Source organism: Streptomyces sp. NPDC008137, from assembly GCF_042957035.1.
Classification (GTDB): Bacteria; Actinomycetota; Actinomycetes; order Streptomycetales; family Streptomycetaceae; genus Streptomyces.
Map to the genome: position 1 here is coordinate 71,250 of NZ_JBIBHN010000009.1, position 20,404 is coordinate 91,653.

The 20,404-nt window shown below is 69.8% G+C and carries 15 protein-coding genes and 5 tRNA genes; 9 read left to right on the plus strand and 11 right to left on the minus strand.

The annotated features are described in order from the left end of the window. Positions 1-112: 112 nt before the first annotated feature. The 4 genes from ACFZBT_RS17160 to ACFZBT_RS17175 all read right to left on the minus strand — a co-directional run bounded on the left by ACFZBT_RS17160 (position 113) and on the right by ACFZBT_RS17175 (position 3,744). Positions 113-185: transfer RNA gene (locus tag ACFZBT_RS17160), tRNA-Lys, on the minus strand. Positions 186-337: 152 nt separating this feature from the next. Next, the gene (locus ACFZBT_RS17165; protein ID WP_391103886.1) at positions 338-2,446 is read right to left on the minus strand and encodes a DEAD/DEAH box helicase; all 2,109 of its coding nucleotides are present in this window, start codon (positions 2,444-2,446) and stop codon (positions 338-340) included. Between the two features lie 322 nt (positions 2,447-2,768). Further along, positions 2,769-3,305 carry a hypothetical protein gene (locus ACFZBT_RS17170; RefSeq protein ID WP_391103889.1) on the minus strand — a complete coding sequence of 179 codons (537 nt, stop codon included), beginning with the start codon at positions 3,303-3,305 and terminating at the stop codon, positions 2,769-2,771. Positions 3,306-3,393: 88 nt separating this feature from the next. Continuing rightward, the gene (locus ACFZBT_RS17175; RefSeq protein ID WP_184593542.1) at positions 3,394-3,744 is read right to left on the minus strand and encodes a metallopeptidase family protein; all 351 of its coding nucleotides are present in this window, start codon (positions 3,742-3,744) and stop codon (positions 3,394-3,396) included. 83 nt (positions 3,745-3,827) lie between these two features. Here ACFZBT_RS17175 and ACFZBT_RS17180 point away from each other — a divergent pair, with 83 nt between their 5' ends. The 4 genes from ACFZBT_RS17180 (at position 3,828) to ACFZBT_RS17195 (ending at position 5,772) form a co-directional block, all read left to right on the plus strand. Continuing rightward, positions 3,828-5,411: a metallophosphoesterase gene (locus ACFZBT_RS17180; RefSeq protein ID WP_391103892.1), complete on the plus strand. Its 1,584-nt coding sequence runs from the start codon at positions 3,828-3,830 to the stop codon at positions 5,409-5,411. An 80-nt stretch (positions 5,412-5,491) separates the two neighbouring features. Beyond that, a tRNA-Glu gene (locus ACFZBT_RS17185) sits at positions 5,492-5,564 on the plus strand. Between the two features lie 35 nt (positions 5,565-5,599). Next, positions 5,600-5,674: transfer RNA gene (locus tag ACFZBT_RS17190), tRNA-Asp, on the plus strand. Between the two features lie 24 nt (positions 5,675-5,698). After that, positions 5,699-5,772: transfer RNA gene (locus tag ACFZBT_RS17195), tRNA-Phe, on the plus strand. 67 nt (positions 5,773-5,839) lie between these two features. On the opposite strand, the gene ACFZBT_RS17200 is transcribed toward ACFZBT_RS17195, so the two are convergent. Then, positions 5,840-7,315 (minus strand): FAD-dependent monooxygenase, encoded by a 1,476-nt coding sequence (locus ACFZBT_RS17200; RefSeq protein ID WP_391103894.1) that lies wholly within the window; start codon positions 7,313-7,315, stop codon positions 5,840-5,842. A gap of 172 nt (positions 7,316-7,487) precedes the next feature. Between ACFZBT_RS17200 and hrpA the strand changes: the two genes are divergently transcribed. The 3 genes from hrpA (at position 7,488) to ACFZBT_RS17215 (ending at position 12,054) form a co-directional block, all read left to right on the plus strand. Then, on the plus strand, positions 7,488-11,456 hold the full coding sequence (hrpA, locus tag ACFZBT_RS17205) for an ATP-dependent RNA helicase HrpA (protein WP_391103897.1): 3,969 nt from the start codon (positions 7,488-7,490) through the stop codon (positions 11,454-11,456). 94 nt (positions 11,457-11,550) lie between these two features. Then, positions 11,551-11,625, plus strand: a tRNA-Asp gene (locus ACFZBT_RS17210). A gap of 219 nt (positions 11,626-11,844) precedes the next feature. Continuing rightward, positions 11,845-12,054, plus strand: a complete 210-nt coding sequence (locus ACFZBT_RS17215) for a DUF6274 family protein (protein ID WP_391103899.1) — start codon at positions 11,845-11,847, stop codon at positions 12,052-12,054. 381 nt (positions 12,055-12,435) lie between these two features. Here ACFZBT_RS17215 and bldC read toward each other — a convergent pair whose 3' ends face one another. Next, positions 12,436-12,642, minus strand: a complete 207-nt coding sequence (bldC, locus tag ACFZBT_RS17220; protein ID WP_003949541.1) for a developmental transcriptional regulator BldC — start codon at positions 12,640-12,642, stop codon at positions 12,436-12,438. 597 nt (positions 12,643-13,239) lie between these two features. Beyond that, complete coding sequence (locus ACFZBT_RS17225; RefSeq protein ID WP_391103901.1) at positions 13,240-14,085, minus strand: hypothetical protein; 846 nt, start codon at positions 14,083-14,085, stop codon at positions 13,240-13,242. A 222-nt stretch (positions 14,086-14,307) separates the two neighbouring features. On the opposite strand from ACFZBT_RS17225, the gene ACFZBT_RS17230 reads away from it, so the two are divergent. Together ACFZBT_RS17230 and ACFZBT_RS17235 are read left to right on the plus strand one after the other, a co-directional pair. Further along, positions 14,308-15,411 (plus strand): Glu/Leu/Phe/Val dehydrogenase dimerization domain-containing protein, encoded by a 1,104-nt coding sequence (locus ACFZBT_RS17230; protein WP_391103904.1) that lies wholly within the window; start codon positions 14,308-14,310, stop codon positions 15,409-15,411. Positions 15,412-15,732: 321 nt separating this feature from the next. Beyond that, complete coding sequence (locus tag ACFZBT_RS17235; protein ID WP_391103906.1) at positions 15,733-15,987, plus strand: DUF3073 family protein; 255 nt, start codon at positions 15,733-15,735, stop codon at positions 15,985-15,987. Positions 15,988-16,070: 83 nt separating this feature from the next. On the opposite strand, the gene purM is transcribed toward ACFZBT_RS17235, so the two are convergent. The 4 genes from purM to ACFZBT_RS17255 form a co-directional block, all read right to left on the minus strand. Continuing rightward, positions 16,071-17,150, minus strand: a complete 1,080-nt coding sequence (purM, locus tag ACFZBT_RS17240) for a phosphoribosylformylglycinamidine cyclo-ligase (RefSeq protein ID WP_391103908.1) — start codon at positions 17,148-17,150, stop codon at positions 16,071-16,073. 45 nt (positions 17,151-17,195) lie between these two features. Further along, on the minus strand, positions 17,196-18,725 hold the full coding sequence (gene purF, locus ACFZBT_RS17245; protein ID WP_189727322.1) for an amidophosphoribosyltransferase: 1,530 nt from the start codon (positions 18,723-18,725) through the stop codon (positions 17,196-17,198). A gap of 63 nt (positions 18,726-18,788) precedes the next feature. Next, positions 18,789-19,565 carry an META domain-containing protein gene (locus tag ACFZBT_RS17250; protein WP_391103911.1) on the minus strand — a complete coding sequence of 259 codons (777 nt, stop codon included), beginning with the start codon at positions 19,563-19,565 and terminating at the stop codon, positions 18,789-18,791. A gap of 37 nt (positions 19,566-19,602) precedes the next feature. Further along, positions 19,603-20,400 (minus strand): sterol carrier family protein, encoded by a 798-nt coding sequence (locus tag ACFZBT_RS17255; protein ID WP_391103913.1) that lies wholly within the window; start codon positions 20,398-20,400, stop codon positions 19,603-19,605. Between the last annotated feature and the right edge of the window lie 4 nt (positions 20,401-20,404).

The window sequence follows — 20,404 nt, forward strand, 5'->3', positions numbered from 1 at the left end:
ACCTCACTCCGAATGCACTTCGGCTGAGCTTCGACTGAGCAAGCGATCATGAAACTATCCTGAAACGGACAGGACCCCAGCTCAGTTTCCTTCTGAGCTGGGGTCCTTCAGGTAGGCCCTGTGGGACTCGAACCCACAACCAATGGATTAAAAGTCCACTGCTCTGCCAATTGAGCTAAGGGCCCAGGTGATGTTGCCCCCACGAGCATAGCCGGACGACGGCGAGTCTCCGATCGGGTATCGGCTCGTGACGATCACACACCACCGTACGGGACCGAAAGCAGAGCGCCGCGACCCGCCTCTCAGAGGGGGCCACGGCGCTCGTCACGCGTCTGCGTCAGCCGTTGCGCTTCCAGCGCGGCTTGTCCTCGCGGCGGCCGAAGGAGCCGCCGCCGCGGTGGTCGTCACGACGGCCGTTCGGGCGGTCGTGGCCGCCGGAGCGGTAGCCCGGACGGTCGTCACGGCGGTCCCGGTTGAAGGGACGGTCGCTGCCGCGGTGCCCACCGCGCTCGTCGCGGCGGAAGCCCGGACGGTCGTCCCGGCGGTCGCGGTTGAAGCCACCGCGGTCGTCACGGCGCTCGAACGTACGGCCACCACGGTCACCACCGCGGTCCCGGTTGAAGCCACCCCGGTCATCACGGCGCTCGAACGAACGGCCACCACGGTCACCACCGCGGTCACGGTCGAACGAACGCCCGCCACGGTCGCCGCCACGGTCACGGTCCCGGTTGAAGCCACCCCGGTCATCACGACGCTCGAACGAACGGCCACCACGGTCACCACCGCGGTCACGGTCGAACGAACGCCCGCCGCGATCACCGCCACGGTCACGGTCGAACGAACGCCCGCCGCGGTCGCCACCACGGTCACGGTCGGCGTAGCGGTCACGCCCGTAGCCGCCGCCACGCTCCTCGCGCCGCTCCCGGCGCTCGTACGACGGGGAGGACTCGGCACGCTCCTCGCGCGCCACATCCTGCGCGGTCGGCTGCTCGGGCACCGACACCTCGACACCGGCCGGAACATCCCCGGCCACCGCCGACTCCACGGCAGCCGCGGGGTCCTCGCCCCGCTCACGAGCGACCCGCGCGAGCAGCCGGTCGGACTCCTCACGCAGCTCGGTCGCACGCCGCTGCGCCCGCTCCAGCTCCTTGGTGAGCTGGGCGACCTCACGCTCGGCCTGCTGCGCGGAGTTGCCCACGGACTCGGCCTGGACCTCGGTCATCGACCGGGCGCCGGTGATCTCGGCGACCTCCGGGTCGAAGGCCGCGCCGCCCTGGATGATGTGGCGCGTGGCGTCGACGCCCGCGTCCTCCATCAGCCGGAAGATCTGGCGCCGCTGGTGCGGCAGCGAGAGGGAGACGACCGTGCCCGTGCGGCCGGCCCGCGCCGTACGGCCGGCCCGGTGCAGGTAGTCCTTGTGGTCCCCGGCCGGGTCCACGTTCAGCACCAGGTCGATGCCGTCGACGTGGATACCGCGCGCTGCGACGTCGGTGGCGACGAGGACGTTGACGTAGCCGTCCTTGAAGTCGGCCAGCGTCCGCGTCCGGGCGCCCTGGGTCATGCCGCCGTGCAGCGCGTCGGCCTTCGCACCGGCGTCGCGCAGCTGCTCGGCGACGCGGTCGGCGCCCAGCTGGGTGCGGACGAAGATGATCGTGCGGCCCTTGCGGGAGGCGATGGCCGCGGTGACCGGCGCCTTGTCCTTGGGCTTCACGATGAGGATGTGGTGCGACATCGTCGTGACGGCGCCCTGGGCGGCGTCGACCTCGTGGCTGACCGGGTTGTTCAGGTACCGGTCGACGAGGGTCTTGATCTCGTTCTCCATGGTCGCGGAGAACAGCATCCGCTGGCCGCCCGCCGGAACCTGGTCAAGCAGCTCGGTGACCTCGGGCATGAAGCCCAGGTCGGACATCTGGTCGGCCTCGTCGAGAACGGCGATCTGCACGTTCTCCAGCGAGCAGGCGCCGCGGTTGATGATGTCGCGCAGCCGGCCCGGGGTGGCGACCAGGATGTCGACGCCCCGCTCCAGGGCGTAGATCTGGTTGCCCATGGACGTACCGCCGCAGACGACCTTCATCTTCAGCCCCATGACGTCGCCGTAGGGCTGGAGCGCGTCGGCGACCTGCATGGCGAGCTCACGCGTCGGCGTGAGGATGACGGCGCGCGGCTTGTGCTTCTCGGTGCGGCCGCCGGCGAGCGTCGCCAGGGCCGGCAGACCGAAGGAGAGGGTCTTGCCGGAGCCGGTGCGGCCACGGCCGAGGATGTCCTTGCCGGCCAGGGCGTCCGGAATGGTCGCGGCCTGGATGGGGAAGGGGGTGGTCACGCCGTTCTGTGCGAGCTTGCGCACGACGCCCTCGGGCAGACCGAGGTCGGCGAAGGTCAGTTCGGGGGTGGCGTCGGCTGCCTCGTTCTCGGGCACGACGACGTGATCAGTACTGGCGATGGACATGCGAATGCGAAACCTTCCGGAGTCTCGATCGGCACGCGCCCGTCAACTCCGTGATTCGCGATTCGCAATACGACCGCCTCAATGCGGTCCACCACGGCAAGGGAGAGTACGCGCCACACGGCGCGCTCTGCAGTGGCGCCGGGCAAGAATGGGATCAAACGATCTGCCACCATACGCACTCCGGGCCCCGCAAGGCAAACCGGACTCCGTAGGAGACAGCAGGGACGCCCTCTGTAGGCCAATGGCCCGGAGAACCTCCCGTCGGCTGTCAACCGACCACCCCCAGAGTATGTTCCCGCCGCGACGATGCTCACAGCGGGGGCTACGCCGGCGCCCCAGCCTCGGGTGCCGGCTCCCGCTGGGCGAGCTGCGGCCCCGGCGGCTCGGGCGTCGGCTCCGGCGAGGTCGTCGGCTCCTGCGACGCCGGGGGCTCGGGCGGTGTCGGCGTCGGCTCCGGTTCGGCCGTCCGGGTGGGCGTGGGCGGTGCCGGCGGTTTCGGCGTCGGCTTGGCCTGCTGCCCCGGCTTGCCGCCTCCCTGCGCGGGCGCGCTCGCCGCGGCGGACGGCGACGCCTCGGGAGACGCCGGCTCCCCCGGCCTGCCGCCCTTGCCCTTGCCCTTGCCGCCCTTCTTCCCCTTGCCGCGCCCGTGCTTGCCGTCGGTCGACGCCACACCGATCCCGGTATCGCCGCCCGACACCGCCGACCCGCCCTCGGGCCCCTCCCCGCCACGCTGCCCCGCGGAGTGCGACGGCTTGGCACTCCCGCCCGCGCCGTCGGCGCCGACGCTCATGCAGCCGGCGGCAGCGGCGACGGCCACGACCGTGGCGGCCAGGCGGACGGGTACGTACAAGGGGCGCACGGGGCCACCTCCGGGAAGGGTGATGGAGTCAACACCTTCAACTCCCGCCGCCCGCAAGAGGACACGCGCCCCGCGTTCACATCACGGCTCAGCCGTAGCCCAGGGCGTGAAGACGCTCGTCGTCGATGCCGAAGTGGTGCGCGATCTCGTGCACCACAGTGACCTCCGTCTCCGCGACGACGTCCTCCCGCGACTCGCACATCCGCAGGGTCGGGTTCCGGTAGATCGTGATCCGGTCCGGCAGCACACCGGCGTACCACTCCCCCCGGTCGGTCAGCGGAGTCCCCTCGTACAGCCCGAGCAGCTCGGGATCGTCCGCCGGCGGTTCGTCCTCGACGAACACCGCGACGTTGTCCATCAGTCGGGTCAGCTCCGGCGGGATCCGGTCGAGCGCCTCGGCGACCAGTTCCTCGAACTCCTCGCGCGTCATCTCCAGCACAGGCCCATTGTCGGCCACGACCCCGCCGTACGAGAGCCATCCGGCGTCGCATATCCGCCCCGGGACTTGGGCATACGGGATCAATGGCCCGCGTCCCCGCCGCAGTCCGGAGTGTCCTGAACCCGATCCGCAAGCCCCCGCGTGCCCTGGCCCGCCGCTACCGCTCCCGCCAGGCGCCCACCACGATCGAGCTCGTACGACAGCCGCACCCGTGGGCCCGCGCGGCCGGACTCGTGACCGTCGTCCTCGTCGGCGCCTGGCTGGGACTGCTGGTCGTGGGCAACGTCCGGGTCCCGGTCGGCCCCATGAACACCACCATGACCCTGCGCCCCTCCTTGACCGGCGGCACCAAGATCAACGTCTCGCCGCTGGGCGCCCTGGCGCTGGACAGTCACAACGCCCCCGTCCGCCTGGACGTGAACGTCGACCAGCTCGACCCTGACCGCTCCCGGGCCCTGGTCGACCACCCCGAACGGCTCTCCGGCCTCCAGGACGAGGTCACCGAGGACGTCGGCCGCGGCACCCTCGACCTGGCCGTCCGCTCGGGCGTCGCCGTCGTCGCAGGGGCCACCACCCTCGGCCTCGCGGTCTACCGCCGCCCCCGCCGCGCCCTGGCCGCCGGCGGTCTCGCCCTCACGCTCCTCGCCGCCTCGGGCGGCACGGCCTACGCCACCTGGCGCCCCGACTCCGTCCTGGAGCCCAAGTTCTCCGGCCTGCTCACCTCGGCCCCCTCCCTGGTCGGCAACGCGCGCAGCATCGTCACCGAATTCGACGTCTACCAGAAGGAATTGGCCCGCCTGGTCACCAACGTGACCAAGCTCTACGACGCCACCTCGACGCTCCCGGCCTACGCGCCCGACCCCTCCACCATCCGGGTCCTGCACGTCTCCGACATCCACCTCAACCCGGCGAGCTGGAAGATCATCGCCTCGCTCGTGGAGCAGTACAAGGTGGACGTGATCGTCGACTCGGGCGACACGATGGACCACGGCACGGCCGCCGAGAACGGCTTCCTGGACCCCATCGAGGACCTGGGTGCCCCCTACGTCTGGGTCCGCGGCAACCACGACTCGACGCTCACCCAGCAGTACCTGGAGGACCTGAGGAACGTCCACGTCCTGGACGACGGCCGGGCGAAGACGATCAAGGGCCTGCGTTTCGCGGGCATCGGCGATCCGCAGTACACCCCGGACCGCTCGAAGCAGATCGGCGCCGCCCAGTCCCAGGAACTGGCGGGTGCCCGGCTGGCCACGGCCCTGCGCGATCAGAGCTCGGCCGGCACGCCGGTGGACGTCGCCGTCGTCCACGAACCGGCGGCGGCCCGCGAGGTCGACGGCGAGGTGCCCCTGGTCCTGTCCGGCCATCTCCACCACGACGAGACGGAGGTCATGAAGTACGGCACCCGACTCCGCATCGAGGGCTCCACCGGCGGCAGCGGCCTGCGCGCCATCGAGGGCAAGCACCCCGACCCCATCGAGGCGTCGATCCTCTACTTCGACCGCGACACCCGCCACCTCCAGGCCTGGGACGAGATCGAACTGGGCGGCCTCGGCCTCACGACGGCCGAGGTCAGCCGCCACCTGCCGGAGGAGAACCAGCCCGGCGCGAACCCGTCGCCGAGCCCCCCGAGCACCCCCACGGAGGGCACCCCGTCCGCCTCCCCCTAAACCGTTTTGGCGATAGGTCCCGGCATCCCATATGCTTCTCACGTCCCCGACGCGCTGAGAAGCGCCCAGGCGGGCCGATAGCCCTCATCGTCTAGCGGCCTAGGACGCCGCCCTTTCAAGGCGGTAGCACGGGTTCGAATCCCGTTGGGGGCACGCACCACCCTGTGCGACACTGTCGTACGACGCTTGGTCCTGTGGAGCAGTTTGGAGTGCTCGCCACCCTGTCAAGGTGGAGGCCGCGGGTTCAAATCCCGTCAGGACCGCTGAGGTTTCACGTGAAACCTCGTGGCTGGGTAGCTCAGTTGGTACGAGCGTCCGCCTGAAAAGCGGAAGGTCGCCGGTTCGACCCCGGCCCCAGCCACCGCAGCCCGTTCAGGGCATGAGCCCCTCTCCAGCATCGCCGGAGAGGGGCTCAGTCGTGTCATGGCTCATGTCGACGGCACGTCCTGCCGAGGGCCGACCCAGGTGGTCAGGGCAGTCAGCAGCGCGTCGTGGTCGTGGTCGTCCGCGGCCCAGGCGATGTAGCCGTCCGGGCGGACCAGCAGCACTGCCGGGGCCTTGGTGCCGGCCGCCGGGGTGACGGTGATCGTCCGGTCCTCCCAGCCCGTCAGATCGGGAAACCGGCTGACGAGCACGAAACGGCAGGCGCGCAGGGCCTCGTACAGCCGCCCCGGGGAGCTGGTGCCGGGGCTCGGCACCAGCTCCAGGTCGGGAGCGCGACGGCCGGTGCTGGGGTGGGTGCCGGAGGGTGCCGGGTAGGAGATGGCGATGCCCGTCGCCATGGCAGCCAGACGGTCCGCCACCGGTGGAATGGCCGCGGCGGCGCGCGAGAGCAGGTTCATGGCGGTGCTCAGCACGGGCGAATGGATCAGCGCCAGTCGCATCATCCTGCCGCTGTCCCGGATCACCTCCCGCCCGATCGGGTGCCGCTCGGCCTGATACCCGTCGAGCAGCCCCTCCGGTGCCCATCCGCGCACCACCGCCGCCAGCCGCCACGCCAGATTGGCGGCGTCCTGGAGACCTGTGTTCATGCCCTGGCCGCCCGCCGGAGAGTGCACATGCGCGGCATCGCCCGCGAGCAGCACCCGCCCCAGCCGGTACCGCGGCACCTGGCGCTCGTCGGTCTGGAAGCGGGAGAGCCAGCGCGGATCGTGCATGCCGAAGTCGGTCCCGAGGGCCTTGCGGGTGATCGTCCGCACCTCCTCCAGATCGAGAGGCGCCTCGACCGGCAGCTGCCTGCCACGGTCCCAGGCGACCACCCGGTGCCAGCCGTCGCCCAGCGGGGAGACGAACGCGATCCCCTCGCGGACCGCGTTCGCCACCGGCATGGACTGCGGCAGGGTCAGCCGGACGTCGGCGAGCATCACCGAGCGCAGGGCAGCCCGGCCGGGGAACGGAAACCCCAGCGCCCGGCGCACGATGCTGTTCATGCCGTCCGCGCCGACCAGGTAAGCGGCACGCCGGGCCTCCGATGTGCCGTCGGACCGGCGCACGGTCACGCTCACCCCGTCGGCGTCCTGCTCGATCCCGGTGACCTCCGCGCCGGTCACCACCTCGGCCCCGAGCGCCTCGGCGCGTTGCGCCAGCACCGCCTCGGTCGCGTACTGCGGGGTCAGCAGCATGTAGGGGAATCGACTCGGCAGCCGCCTCAGATCCAGCTGCGCGTCCCCGATCATCTGGAGCTTGCCGATCTGGACACCGCCGGCGACGAGTTCGTCGGCGATGCCCCGGGCGTCCAGCAGCTCGAGCGTCCGGGCATGGACCGCGAAGGCTCGGGTCAGCCGCGACCGCTCCGTGCGGCGCTCGAGCACGGTGACGGAGACGCCCGCCGCGGCGAGGTCTCCGGCGAGCATCAGACCGGTGGGACCGGCACCCACGATCAGGACTTCGGTGGCTTTGGACATGGGACGGGAGGCCCTCCCATCGTGAGCGACTGCCGTACGGCCTCTCCGCCATGCAATCCCCGCCAGAACGAGAAACGGTCAAGCCTCACTCCGTGCCGCAGAGAGCGGGCAACGGGCCGCGGGCCAAAACCGTTCGCCACGGATTTCCCGGGGATGAGATCCTGGATCCCGTATGTCTACGCACCCCGCCCCCGCCCTCGGCGCCCTCGCCCCCCGCCTGACCGAGCTTTCCCTGCGCGACGCGCACCGGCTCGGCCGCAGGCTCGAAGGTGCGCGCAAGATCCGTAAGCCGGAGGCCCAGGCCGCCGTGCTCGCCGAGATCGAGGCGGAGGTCGCCAAGGCAGAGGAGCGCATGGCGGGGCGGCGCGCCCGGGTGCCCGAGGTCACGTACCCCGAGCAGCTGCCGGTCAGCCAGAAGAAGGACACGATCGCCGACGCCATCCGCGACCACCAGGTCGTGATTGTCGCCGGTGAGACCGGTTCCGGGAAGACCACGCAGATCCCGAAGATCTGCATGGAGCTCGGGCGGGGCGTCCGCGGCATGATCGGGCACACCCAGCCCCGTCGTATCGCCGCCCGCACGGTCGCCGAGCGCGTGGCGGAGGAGCTGGACACCCCGCTCGGCGAGACCGTCGGCTGGAAGGTCCGTTTCACCGACCAGGTCGACCCGGAGGCCACCTTCGTCAAGCTGATGACGGACGGCATCCTGCTCGCCGAGATCCAGACCGACCGCGAGCTGCGCGCCTACGACACGATCATCATCGACGAGGCCCACGAGCGGTCCCTCAACATCGACTTCCTGCTGGGCTACCTCGCCCAGCTGCTGCCGAAACGGCCCGACCTCAAGGTCGTCATCACCTCGGCCACCATCGACCCCGAGCGCTTCTCCCGGCACTTCGGCGACGCCCCGATCATCGAGGTCAGCGGCCGTACGTACCCCGTGGAAGTGCGCTACCGGCCGCTCCTCGAAGAGGACTCCGACGACGCCGACCGCGACCAGATCACCGCGATCACCGACGCCGTGGAGGAACTCCAGAAGGAGGGCAAGGGCGACATCCTCGTCTTCCTCTCCGGCGAGCGGGAGATCCGGGACACCGCCGACGCGCTCACGAAGAAGCAGTACAGATTCACCGAGATCCTGCCCCTCTACGCCCGGCTGTCGCACGCCGAGCAGCACCGCGTCTTCCAGCCGCACACCGGACGCAGGATCGTTCTGGCGACCAACGTCGCCGAGACCTCCCTCACCGTCCCGGGCATCAAGTACGTCATCGACCCGGGCTTCGCGCGGATCTCCCGCTACAGCCACCGCACCAAGGTCCAGCGCCTGCCCATCGAGCCGGTCTCCCAGGCCAGCGCCAACCAGCGCAAAGGCCGCTGCGGCCGTACGTCCGACGGCATCTGCATCCGCCTCTACAGCGAGGACGACTTCGAGGCCCGCCCGGAGTTCACGGACGCGGAGATCCTCCGTACGAACCTCGCCTCCGTCATCCTGCAGATGACCGCGGCCGGCCTCGGCGACATCGAGAAGTTCCCCTTCATCGACCCGCCGGACCACCGCAACATCCGCGACGGCGTGCAGCTCCTCCAGGAGCTCGGCGCCTTCGACCCGGCCCAGAAGGACATCCGCAAGCGGCTCACGCAGACCGGCCGCAAGCTCGCCCAGCTGCCCGTCGACCCGCGGCTGGCCCGCATGGTGCTGGAGGCCGACCGGAACGGCTGTGTCCGCGAGGTCATGGTCATAGCCGCCGCGCTGTCCATCCAGGATCCGCGCGAGCGCCCCGCCGACAAACAGGCGCAGGCGGACCAGCAGCACGCCCGTTTCAAGGACGAGACCAGCGACTTCCTGGCCTTCCTCAACCTCTGGCGCTACGTCCGCGAGCAGCAGAAGGAGCGGGGCTCGTCCTCCTTCCGCCGGATGTGCAAGCAGGAGTACCTCAACTTCCTTCGCATCCGCGAATGGCAGGACATCTACTCGCAGTTGCGCACGGTCGCGAAGCAGATGGGCATCCACCTCAACGAGGACGACGCCCCGGACGACCGCATCCACGTCTCCCTCCTCGCGGGCCTGCTCTCCCACGTCGGCATGAAGGACGTGAAGGAGACCGGCGGCGAGGGCGGGCGAAACACGGGGAAGAACGAGTACCTGGGCGCCCGCAACGCCAAGTTCGCCGTCTTCCCGGGCTCGGCCCTCTTCAAGAAGCCCCCGCGCTTCGTCATGTCCGCCGAACTCGTCGAGACGTCCCGCCTCTGGGCCCGCGTCAACGCGAAGATCGAGCCCGAGTGGGTCGAACCCCTCGCCGCCCACCTCCTCAAGCGCACCTACAGCGAGCCGCACTGGGAGAAGGACCAGGCAGCGGTGATGGCGTACGAGAAGGTCACGCTGTACGGCGTTCCGATCGTGGCGCAGCGGAAGGTCAACTACGGCCGGATCGACCCGGAGGTCAGCCGCGAGCTGTTCATCCGGAACGCGCTCGTCGAGGGCGACTGGCGCACGCACCACAAGTTCTTCTCGGACAACCGCCGCCTCCTCACCGAGGTGGAGGAGCTGGAGCACCGGGCCCGGCGCCGGGACATCCTGGTCGACGACGAGACGCTGTTCGACTTCTACGACCAGAAGATCCCCGAACACGTCGTCTCCGGCGCCCACTTCGACTCCTGGTGGAAGCGCAAGCGGCACGAGCAGCCCGACTTCCTCGACTTCGAGCGCGAGATGCTCATCAACGAGAAGGCGGGCGAGGTCAGCAAGGCTGACTACCCGGACTCCTGGCGCCAGGGGAACCTCAAGTTCCGCGTGACGTACCAGTTCGAGCCGGGCGCGGACGCCGACGGCGTGACCGTCCACATCCCGCTCCAGGTCCTCAACCAGGTCACGGACGAGGGCTTCGACTGGCAGATCCCGGGCCTGCGGGAAGAGGTCGTCACGGAGCTGATCCGGTCCCTGCCGAAGCCGATCCGCCGCCACTACGTCCCCGCGCCGAACCACGCGCAGGCGTTCCTGGACAGCGCGGTTCCGCTCCAGGAGCCGCTCACGACGACCATGGCCCGCGAACTGAAGCGCAGGGTCGGCGTGCCCTTCGAGGCGGACGACTTCGACTGGTCCAAGGTCCCCGACCACCTCAAGGTCACGTTCCGGATCGTCGATGAGCGGCGTCGCAAGCTCGCGGAGGACAAGGACCTGGAAGCGCTGAAGCTGCGGCTGCGGCCGAAGGCCCGCAAGGCCCTCTCCCAGGCCGCGGCGGCCACCGCCGAGCGCCAGGGCGGCGAGTCCCTGGAGCGCAAGGGCCTCACCGACTGGACGATCGGCACGCTCACCCGCGTCTTCGAGACCCGGCGGGCCGGCCAGCCGGTGAAGGCGTATCCGGCGCTGGTCGACGACGGCGACACGGTCTCCGTACGCCTCTTCGACACGGAGGCGGAGCAGGCGCAGGCCATGTGGAAGGGCACGCGCCGCCTGATCCTGCGCAACATCCCGGTGAACCCGGCGAAGTTCGCCTCCGAGAAGCTGACGAACGCGCAGAAGCTGGCGCTGTCCGCGAATCCGCACGGCTCCATCCAGGGCCTGTTCGACGACTGCGCGATGGCGGCCGCCGACAAGCTGATCGGGGACTTCGGCGGGCCGGCGTGGGACGAGGAGTCCTACCGGAAGCTGTACGACAAGGTCCGCGCGGAGATCGTCGACACCACGGTCCGTACGGTGGGCCAGGTGCAGCAGGTCCTGGCCGCCTGGCAGGCCTGTGAACGCCGCCTGAAGGGCGTACGCAGCCCCGCGCTGCTGCCGAACCTCCAGGACGTGCGGGGGCAGCTGGACGCCCTCGTGAAGCCGGGCTTCGTGACGGAGGCGGGGCTGCGGCGCCAGCCGGATCTGATGCGCTATCTGGTGGCGGCGGACCGGCGGCTGCAGCAGATGCCGGCGAACGTCCAGCGGGACACCACGCGGATGCAGAAGGTCCACGAGATGCAGGACGAGTACGCCTGGCTGCTGGAGCAGATGCCGCAGGGCCGCCCGGTGCCGTCGTCGGTCCTGGACATCCGCTGGATGATCGAGGAGCTCCGGGTCAGCTACTTCGCCCACGCGCTGGGCACGGCGTACCCCGTCTCCGACAAGCGGATCGTCAAGGCGATCGACGCGGAAGTCCCGTAATCGCCCGTGCGCGTTGGGTGAGTTCGCGCAGGGCCCCACCCCTCCTGTACAGTCTCTTCTCGCAGCGCAACGCACGAATAGCGCCGCGAAACCTGGTCCTGTGGAGCAGTTTGGAGTGCTCGCCACCCTGTCAAGGTGGAGGCCGCGGGTTCAAATCCCGTCAGGACCGCAGTGAAGTGAGCAGGGCCCGCATCCCGCAAGGGACGCGGGCCCTTTCTCATACGCGTCAAGGCCGCGGGGAGAGAGCCCGGATCTTCGGATCCGGGCTCTTTTGTGTGTCCTGACCTCCGTAGAGCCCCCAGAGCTCCCCCACGCCGCCTTGACGGCCCCTCATTCGCTCGGTACCCAGAAACCAGGGACGTTCCCGTGCGGCCTCTGGAGGTGGCGTATGGCGGCATCGGCCAGGCACGAGACGCGGGCCCTGCTCCGCGCGCACCTGTCGGCCGCGTCGTCGTACCGGCACCTCACACGCCACTGCCCGATCTGCCACCGGCTGCTGCGGCTGGTGATGGAGTCCGTGCCAGGCCGGCCTCAACACCCGTCCGAGCGCGGGACGGTGGAGCCGGAGGCTCCTCTACCGCACCGGCGTCAGAGCTAACAAGCCGCTTGGTATGTGACGGGTGTCACCGCATGAGTTTTGGAAAGTGCGGTACTTACCCCCCACCTACAACAGGTCAATTTAATATGTGCAATTGCACTCCACCCCGAGGTGCCGCGCACAGGAGATCCGACACCCCTCCCCAGACTCCGACAAGGCCACTCACAGCAGGCCCGGCAGACCGGTGGTCGGCGCACAAAAAAGATCGCGCTGGACCCGGCGGAGTCCAACGCGATCTACGACGCACCCTGTTACATGCCTGCGAAGCTCTGACTGGCTTGGGCGTGGGGCCTGTTGGGGCAGGACCCGCGTCGCTTGGAGCTAGGGTTCCGGACGCCGCGGCCAGTGGGGGACCAGCCGGTTTGTCCGGTATTCAATTGTTCAGGCCTCGCTGCGCTGCTGCGGAATACCCGCGAGCAGAGCGCGGACCTCAGCCTCGCGGTAGCGCCGATGCCCGCCGAGCGTGCGGATCGACGTGAGCTTGCCGGCCTTCGCCCACCGCGTGACCGTCTTCGGGTCCACGCGGAACATGGTGGCGACCTCAGCCGGGGTCAGCAGCGGCTCGGCATCAGGGGTGCGAGCGGTCATGAGCGGCCTCCTCGGGAGAACCGAACCTTCTCGGTTCTTTCCTCTAAATTCTGCACCTTGACCCGCGTTGCCCGAAATGGCGGACGCGAGTCGAGTCGGTTATAGGACGAACGGCTTGTCCTCGGCACTACAACTACACCATCTGTCCAGCCGCGTCGGCCAAACCGATGGAATTGCCCCTCCAGGTGTTCATCAGCGACGGAAGCCGATGGACCATGCCATAGCGGACAGTCACGCCGCTGTGACGATCAGTCACAGCGGCGATCAGGAGTCACGAGACCCCCCAAAGCGTGCAATGCTGAGATTCCGCCCACAGTGCAGCACTACGGGACGGAAGGAGCCCCCCGGACTCCTTGTCCTATTTTGGCATGAGGAGGGGCAAGGGGCGCAAGAGCCACGTACGTGTAGTCCGTCACGCTTGGCCAACTTGGGAGGTACGCCCGGATCGGGCCGTACGTCCCTTGTTGACGAATCCTCAGGAAAAGCACAGTCCGCTTCAGGAAGTCGGTGCGAGGACAAAACCTCAAATCGGGCGGTTCGTCAAACGTCAGTTCGTTACCGACCGCGAGCCGTCCGTAGGGATCACAAGGTCAGGGGTCAGTTGGCCGACCGAAGATCCCGCACGGAACGCCACCGCTCCACCAGCCGCGCGTACGCCGCCCCCGCGGCCGTCCCGTCGCCCCGGCGCAGCGCGGCGATCCCCTCGGCCACGTCCGCCGCCGAGTGATCGTCCTCCAGCGCCCCGGCCGGCACGGCGTGCACCAGACCGCCGTAGTCCAGCTCCACGAGCGAGCGCGGGTGGAACTCCTCCAGCCAGCGCCCGACGTCCACCAGGCCGTCGATCAGCGGCCCCTCGTCCATGGCCTCCTTCAGGGCCTTGAGGCCCCGGGCCACGCGCCGCCGGGCCTGGACCATCGGCGTGCGGTAGCGCAGCACGGGCGGGCTGTCGACAGAGTCGCCCTTGTCGTACTCACGCTCCTCGTCGGAGACCAGCACGAACCAGTTGATCGGCACCTGCCAGGTCGCCGTGCGGATCCACGGGCGGGCGTCCGGGTTGATCGCCAGCCAGCGCTCGTAGTCCTGGGCGGCCTGGTTCCGCAGGAAGGGCGGCAGGACCGCGTCCAGGACGGGCTGCGGGAGCTCCTCGGAGAGGTCGTCCAGGGCCTGCCAGCCGCGCAGCCTGGTGCGCCAGGGGCAGACGCAGACGACGCCGTCGACATCGAGCACGAAGGCGTCCTCGCTCTCGTGCACCGGCACCGGGACCGGCGGGGTGGGCGCCAAGTCGGCCAGGGCGCGACGCAGTTCGTCCTGGTACGAGGGTCGGTCCGTACGACGCGCGTAGCGGGCCCAGTGGCCGCGCTCCGGTTCGGGGAAGGCGGCCAGCGGTTCGTACACGCGCAGATAGGTCGCGTAGGGGACGATCACCGAGGACACCTTGGGCACGCCTGCTCCCTCCCCCGCGCTCCGTCGCGAAAACCTGCGGAACCACTCACGAACGCACGGGAAGACTATGCAAATCGTCGCACGGGTGTACTCCGCACGGAGGGGATCCTGTGCGGGGTGCCGCCGTCTGGCGCACCAGGCCCTAATCTCATGCTCAACAGCTTCCGCCACCCATACGGGAGCCCAGCCCCACCCGCCGCAACTTACTCAGGAGTCACCACAGTGACCGACGTAGCCGGCGCGCCTGCTGATGTACTGCACACCCTGTTCCACTCGGACCAGGGGGGTCATGAGCAAGTCGTGCTCTGCCAGGACCGCGCGAGCGGCCTCAAGGCCGTCATCGCCCTCCACTCCACCGCCCTGGGCCCCGCGCTCGGCGGTACGCGCTTCTACCCGTACGCCAGTGAGGCGGAGGCCGTCGCCGACGCGCTGAACCTCGCGCGCGGGATGTCGTACAAGAACGCCATGGCCGGTCTCGACCACGGCGGCGGCAAGGCCGTGATCATCGGCGACCCGGAGCGGATCAAGAGCGAGGAGCTGCTGCTCGCCTACGGCCGCTTCGTGGCCTCCCTCGGCGGGCGCTACGTCACCGCCTGCGACGTCGGTACGTATGTCGCCGACATGGACGTCGTGGCCCGCGAGTGCCGCTGGACGACCGGCCGCTCCCCCGAGAACGGCGGCGCCGGGGACTCCTCCGTCCTCACCGCCTACGGCGTCTACCAGGGCATGCGCGCCTCCGCCCAGCACCTGTGGGGCGACCCGACGCTGCGCGCCAAGCGGATCGGCATCGCCGGTGTCGGCAAGGTCGGCCACCACCTGGTGGAGCACCTGGTGAAGGAGGGCGCCGAGGTCTTCGTCACGGACGTGCGCGAGGACGCGGTGCGGCGGATCACCGAACGGCACCGGGACGTGATCGCCGTCAAGGACACCGACGAGCTGATCCGGGTCGACGGGCTGGGCATCTACGCCCCCTGCGCGCTGGGCGGCGCCCTCGACGACGACACCGTGCCCGTACTGACCGCCGAGGTGGTCTGCGGCGCCGCCAACAACCAGCTCGCCCACCCGGGTGTGGAGAAGGACCTCGCCGACCGCGGGATCCTCTACGCGCCGGACTACGTGGTGAACGCCGGCGGTGTCATCCAGGTGGCCGACGAACTGCACGGCTTCGACTTCGAGCGGTGCAAGGCGAAGGCGTCGAAGATCTACGACACGACGCTGGCCATATTCGCACGTGCGAAGGAGGACGGTATTCCGCCGGCCGCCGCGGCCGACCGGATCGCCGAGCAGCGGATGCACGACGCGGCCATGGCCCGCCGGGCACGCTGAACCGGAGCGGACACGGGACCGACCCGGAGAGGTCTCGTACGTTTGGCCGGTACCCGTCGGTGGGCAGTTAGAGAGAACTCTCACTTCTACCGGCGGGTCGACCGCCGATAAGTGGTTAAAATCGCGGTTGACCAGCGAGGACGGGGCGCCTCGAGGGTCCTGGGCGCGGGCACGTCATGCGGGCGACGTACCGTATGGGCGCGGGCTCAGGTACCGTGGAAGCCCTACGGACACGGTCTCTCCGCGGAGAGTCCGTTCCGGACCATGAACGCGTGTCAAGACTCTGGGGCCGTCGAGCCCCGTCGTTGAGGGGGTCGAGCCATGGGGCGCGGCCGGGCCAAGGCCAAGCAGACGAAGGTCGCCCGCCAGCTGAAGTACAACAGCGGTGGGACTGACCTCTCACGCCTGGCCGAGGAGCTGGGTGCATCGCCTTCGAATCCGCAGCCGCCTAACGGCGAGCCGGTGGTCGAGGACGATGATCAGGACGAGGACCTGTACGCACGGTACGCCGACCTCTATGAGGACGACGACGAAGATGAGGACGACCAGTCCTCACGACACCGTCGCGGCGCTTGACCCTGCACTGAGCACTTACCCGGTCGGTGACTCCGGTCACCGACCGGGTTCTGTGCTGCCCACAGGATCATGACCCCCGTGCCTCAGCTCGCGTAGTCACCGATCAGGGCGGCGCCGGTGGTGTGCTCGCCCCGGTCCGTGATCTCCCCTGCCACCCAGGCGTCCACGCCGCGGTCGGCCAGGGTCGTCAGGGCCACGTCCGTGGACTCCTGCGGCACGATCGCGATCATGCCCACGCCCATGTTCAGGGTCTTCTCCAGCTCCAGGCGCTCGACCTGACCGGTCCGGCCGACGAGGTCGAAGATCGGGGCCGGGGTCCAGGTGGAGCGGTCGACGATCGCGTGCAGCCCGTCCGGGATCACCCGGGCGAGGTTGGCCGCGAGTCCGCCGCCGGTGATGTGGCTGAAGGCGTGCACCTCGGTGGTGCGCATCAGGGCCAGGCAGTCCAGCGAGTAGATCTTCGTCGGCTCCAGCAGTTCCTCGCCGAGGGTGCGGCCGAGCTCCTCGATGTGGCTGTCCAGCGCGAGGCCCGCCTGGTTCAGCAGGACATGCCGGACGAGGGAGTACCCGTTCGAGTGAAGACCGGAGGCCGCCATGGCGATCACCGCGTCACCCGTACGGATACGATCCGCGCCGAGCAGCCGGTCGGCCTCCACGACACCCGTGCCGGCTCCGGCGACGTCGAAGTCGTCCGCGCCCAGCAGGCCCGGGTGCTCGGCGGTCTCGCCGCCGACCAGGGCGCAGCCGGCCAGCACACAGCCCTCGGCGATGCCCTTGACGATGGCGGCGACACGCTCGGGGTGGACCTTGCCGACGCAGATGTAGTCGGTCATGAACAGCGGCTCGGCGCCGCAGACCACGATGTCGTCCATGACCATGGCGACCAGGTCGTGGCCGATCGTGTCGTAGATCCCGAGCTGGCGGGCGATGTCGACCTTGGTGCCGACGCCGTCCGTGGCGGAGGCGAGCAGGGGACGCTCGTAGTTCTTCAGGGCGGAGGCGTCGAAGAGGCCGGCGAAGCCGCCGAGGCCGCCGAGGACCTCGGGGCGCTGCGCCTTCTTCACCCACTCCTTCATGAGTTCTACGGCGCGGTCGCCCGCTTCGATGTCGACGCCCGCGGCTGCGTAGCTGGCGCCGCCCTCGGCGATGGGTGTCTCAGACATGGCTGATGAGAACCTTCGTGTCGTACGGCAGGTGTGACGGGCCGGCTACGGGCGGCGGATCGCGTCGGCGGCGGCCGTGGCGGCAGGACCCGCGGCCAGCTCGGTCTCCAGGAGCTGCTTGCCGAGCAGCTCCGGGTCCGGCAGCTCCATCGGGTACTCGCCGTCGAAGCAGGCACGGCACAGGTTCGGCTTGGCGATGGTGGTCGCCTCGATCATGCCGTCGATGGAGATGTACGCCAGGGAGTCGGCGCCCATCGAGGTGCCGATCTCGTCCACGGTCATGCCGTTGGCGATGAGCTCGGCGCGGGTGGCGAAGTCGATGCCGAAGAAGCAGGGCCACTTCACGGGCGGCGAGGAGATCCGGATGTGGACCTCGGCGGCGCCCGCCTCGCGCAGCATGCGGACCAGGGCCCGCTGCGTGTTGCCGCGCACGATCGAGTCGTCCACGACGACCAGGCGCTTGCCCTTGATGACTTCCTTGAGGGGATTCAGCTTCAGACGGATGCCGAGTTGGCGGATGGTCTGTGAGGGCTGGATGAAGGTGCGGCCCACGTAGGCGTTCTTCACCAGGCCCGAGCCGAAGGGGATGCCGGACGCCTCCGCGTAGCCGATGGCGGCGGGGGTGCCGGACTCCGGGGTCGCTATGACGAGGTCGGCGTCGACCGGGGCTTCCTTGGCGAGCTTGCGGCCCATCTCCACGCGGGAGAGGTAGACGTTCCGGCCGGCGATGTCCGTGTCCGGGCGGGCCAGGTACACGTATTCGAAGACACAGCCCTTGGGCTTCGCTTCCGCGAATCGGGAGGAACGCAGGCCGTTCTCGTCGATGGCGACGAACTCGCCCGGCTCGATCTCGCGGACATAGCTGGCGCCGCAGATGTCGAGGGCCGCGGACTCGGAGGCCACGACCCAGCCGCGCTCCAGGCGGCCGAGGACCAGCGGGCGGATGCCCTGCGGGTCGCGGCCCGCGTACAGCGTGTGCTCGTCCATGAAGACGAGGGAGAAGGCGCCCTTGACCTGCGGGAGGACGCGATGGGCCGCGTCCTCGATGGTCAGCGGCTTGCCGTCCTCGTCGACCTGGGCCGCGAGGAGCGCGGTGAGCAGGTCGGTGTCGTTGGTCGCCGCGACGCGCGGGGTGCGGCCGCCCTCCTGCTTGGGCAGGTCGGCGACCATCTCGGCGAGCTGGGCGGTGTTGACCAGGTTGCCGTTGTGGCCGAGCGCGATGGAGCCGTGCCCGGTGGCACGGAACGTCGGCTGGGCGTTCTCCCACACGGAGGCGCCGGTGGTCGAGTAGCGGGCGTGTCCGACCGCGATGTGTCCCTGGAGCGAGCCGAGGGAGGTTTCGTCGAAGACCTGGGAGACCAGGCCCATGTCCTTGAAGACAAGGATCTGAGAGCCGTTGCTGACCGCGATTCCCGCGGATTCCTGGCCTCGATGCTGGAGGGCGTAGAGCCCGAAGTACGTGAGCTTGGCGACCTCTTCGCCCGGAGCCCAGACACCGAAGACGCCACAAGCGTCCTGGGGGCCCTTCTCACCGGGGAGCAGGTCGTGGTTGAGTCGTCCGTCACCACGTGGCACGCCATCGAGTGTAGGCGAGGTCGACCACTGGTCCGAATTGGGGATTCCGGACTTTTTGGTGGATCACTGTCCGGCGACGGCTCGCACACTCGTGCCGTTCTTGCTGGTCAGCGTAAGAGTCTGATGATCGACTCCGTACTTCAGCTCCCCGTCGAAAAGTCGCAGCAGGGTCTTCTCGTCGGCCATGAGTGAGTCTTCGCACATCATTCGGGTCGTGGCCGGGGGGCCCAGGGTGATATTGCCGTCGCGCACGGTGGCCTTGGCGTTCACCTTGTTGCAGCCGAGGCTTCCGGAGACGGTGCCCTTCTTCTCGTCGAAGGTGAGGTGGGCGCGGCCGTCGGCCTCCGGCGTCGTGACGGTCCACTTGGTGCCGCTCAGCTCGGCGTCCTTGGCCTTGGTGAGCCGGACGGTGTCGCCCTTGTCGGTGGTGAGGGTGAGGCGGTCGCCGTCCACCTTCGCCTCGAACTCCTGGTCGGAGAGGGTGCGGGCGAGGGCAGTCTCGAAGGCCATGGGCTTGTTCTCGCAGGCCATCTCCGTGGCCCTGGTCTTGCTGAGCCGGACGCGGTCGCCGTCGACGGTGGCGTCGGCGCCGAAGTTGTTGCAGCCGAGGCTGCCCTCGGCCCGGCCCTTGTCGATGGTCATGTGGGTGCCGGTGGGTGCCTTCTGGGTCTTTCCGTCCGCGGTGACGCTGTCCACGCTCCACCGCATGCCGGTGACCGCCGGCTTGTCGGCACCGACCGAACCGCTGCCGCTGTCCGCCTTCTCACTGCCGCAGGCCGCCATGAGCGGGACGAGCATGGCGGCGGCCGTCAGGGTCATGCGCTGCTTCTGCCTGTCCATGCCACTTCGACGGGGCAACCGGGGGGATCGGTTCCCCTCAGCTCATCACGGGCAGGTACGCCTCCAGGTCGGCCCGCTCGCCGCTCGCGCTGACCCGGGCGTCCTGGAGCGCCTGCTTCCAGGTCAGCCGGCCGGTCGCCAGCCGGATCCAGGTCAGCGGGTCCGTCTCGACGACGTTGGGCGGGGTGCCCCGGGTGTGCCTCGGACCCTCCACGCACTGCACCACCGCGTACGGCGGCACCCGCACCTCCGTGGAGCCGCCGGGCGCCTTGGCGGCGAGCGCGTCGGCGAGCAGCCGGGTGCAGGCGGCCAGGGCCTGACGGTCGTAGGGGATGTCCAGGCCGGGGACGGCGGTGTTGAGGTCGTCGGTGTGGACGACGAGTTCGACGGTGCGTGTGACGACGTAGTCGGCGAGGGGCAGGGCGCCCGCGCCGGTGGGGAGCAGCCGGCCGGCGGGGTGCGCGTCGAGGTGCGTGGTGAAGCTGTGCTCGGCGGCGGCGAAGTGGGCGTCGAGGTCCGGGTGCTCCTCGACCAGGCGGCGGGCGGTGTCGGCGATGGCGGGGGCGTCGTCGGCTATGGCGAACGGCCAGTCGAGCAACCGGCCGTCCTGCCGCGCGGGCTCGGGCTCCCCGAGCAGCCGGTCCACGGCGTCCAGGGCCATGGCGCAGTGCGCGGCCAGCTCGCGCACGGTCCAGTCGCCGAGGCGCGTGGGCAGGTCCAGCCGGTCCGGGCCGAGGGCGCCCACGGCCCGGCGTATGTTCCCGAACTGGGCGAGCACGGCGGTCCGGGTCTTGGCGGGGTCGTAGGCGCGGGGGCGCTTCTTGGCCGGGGGCATGGGG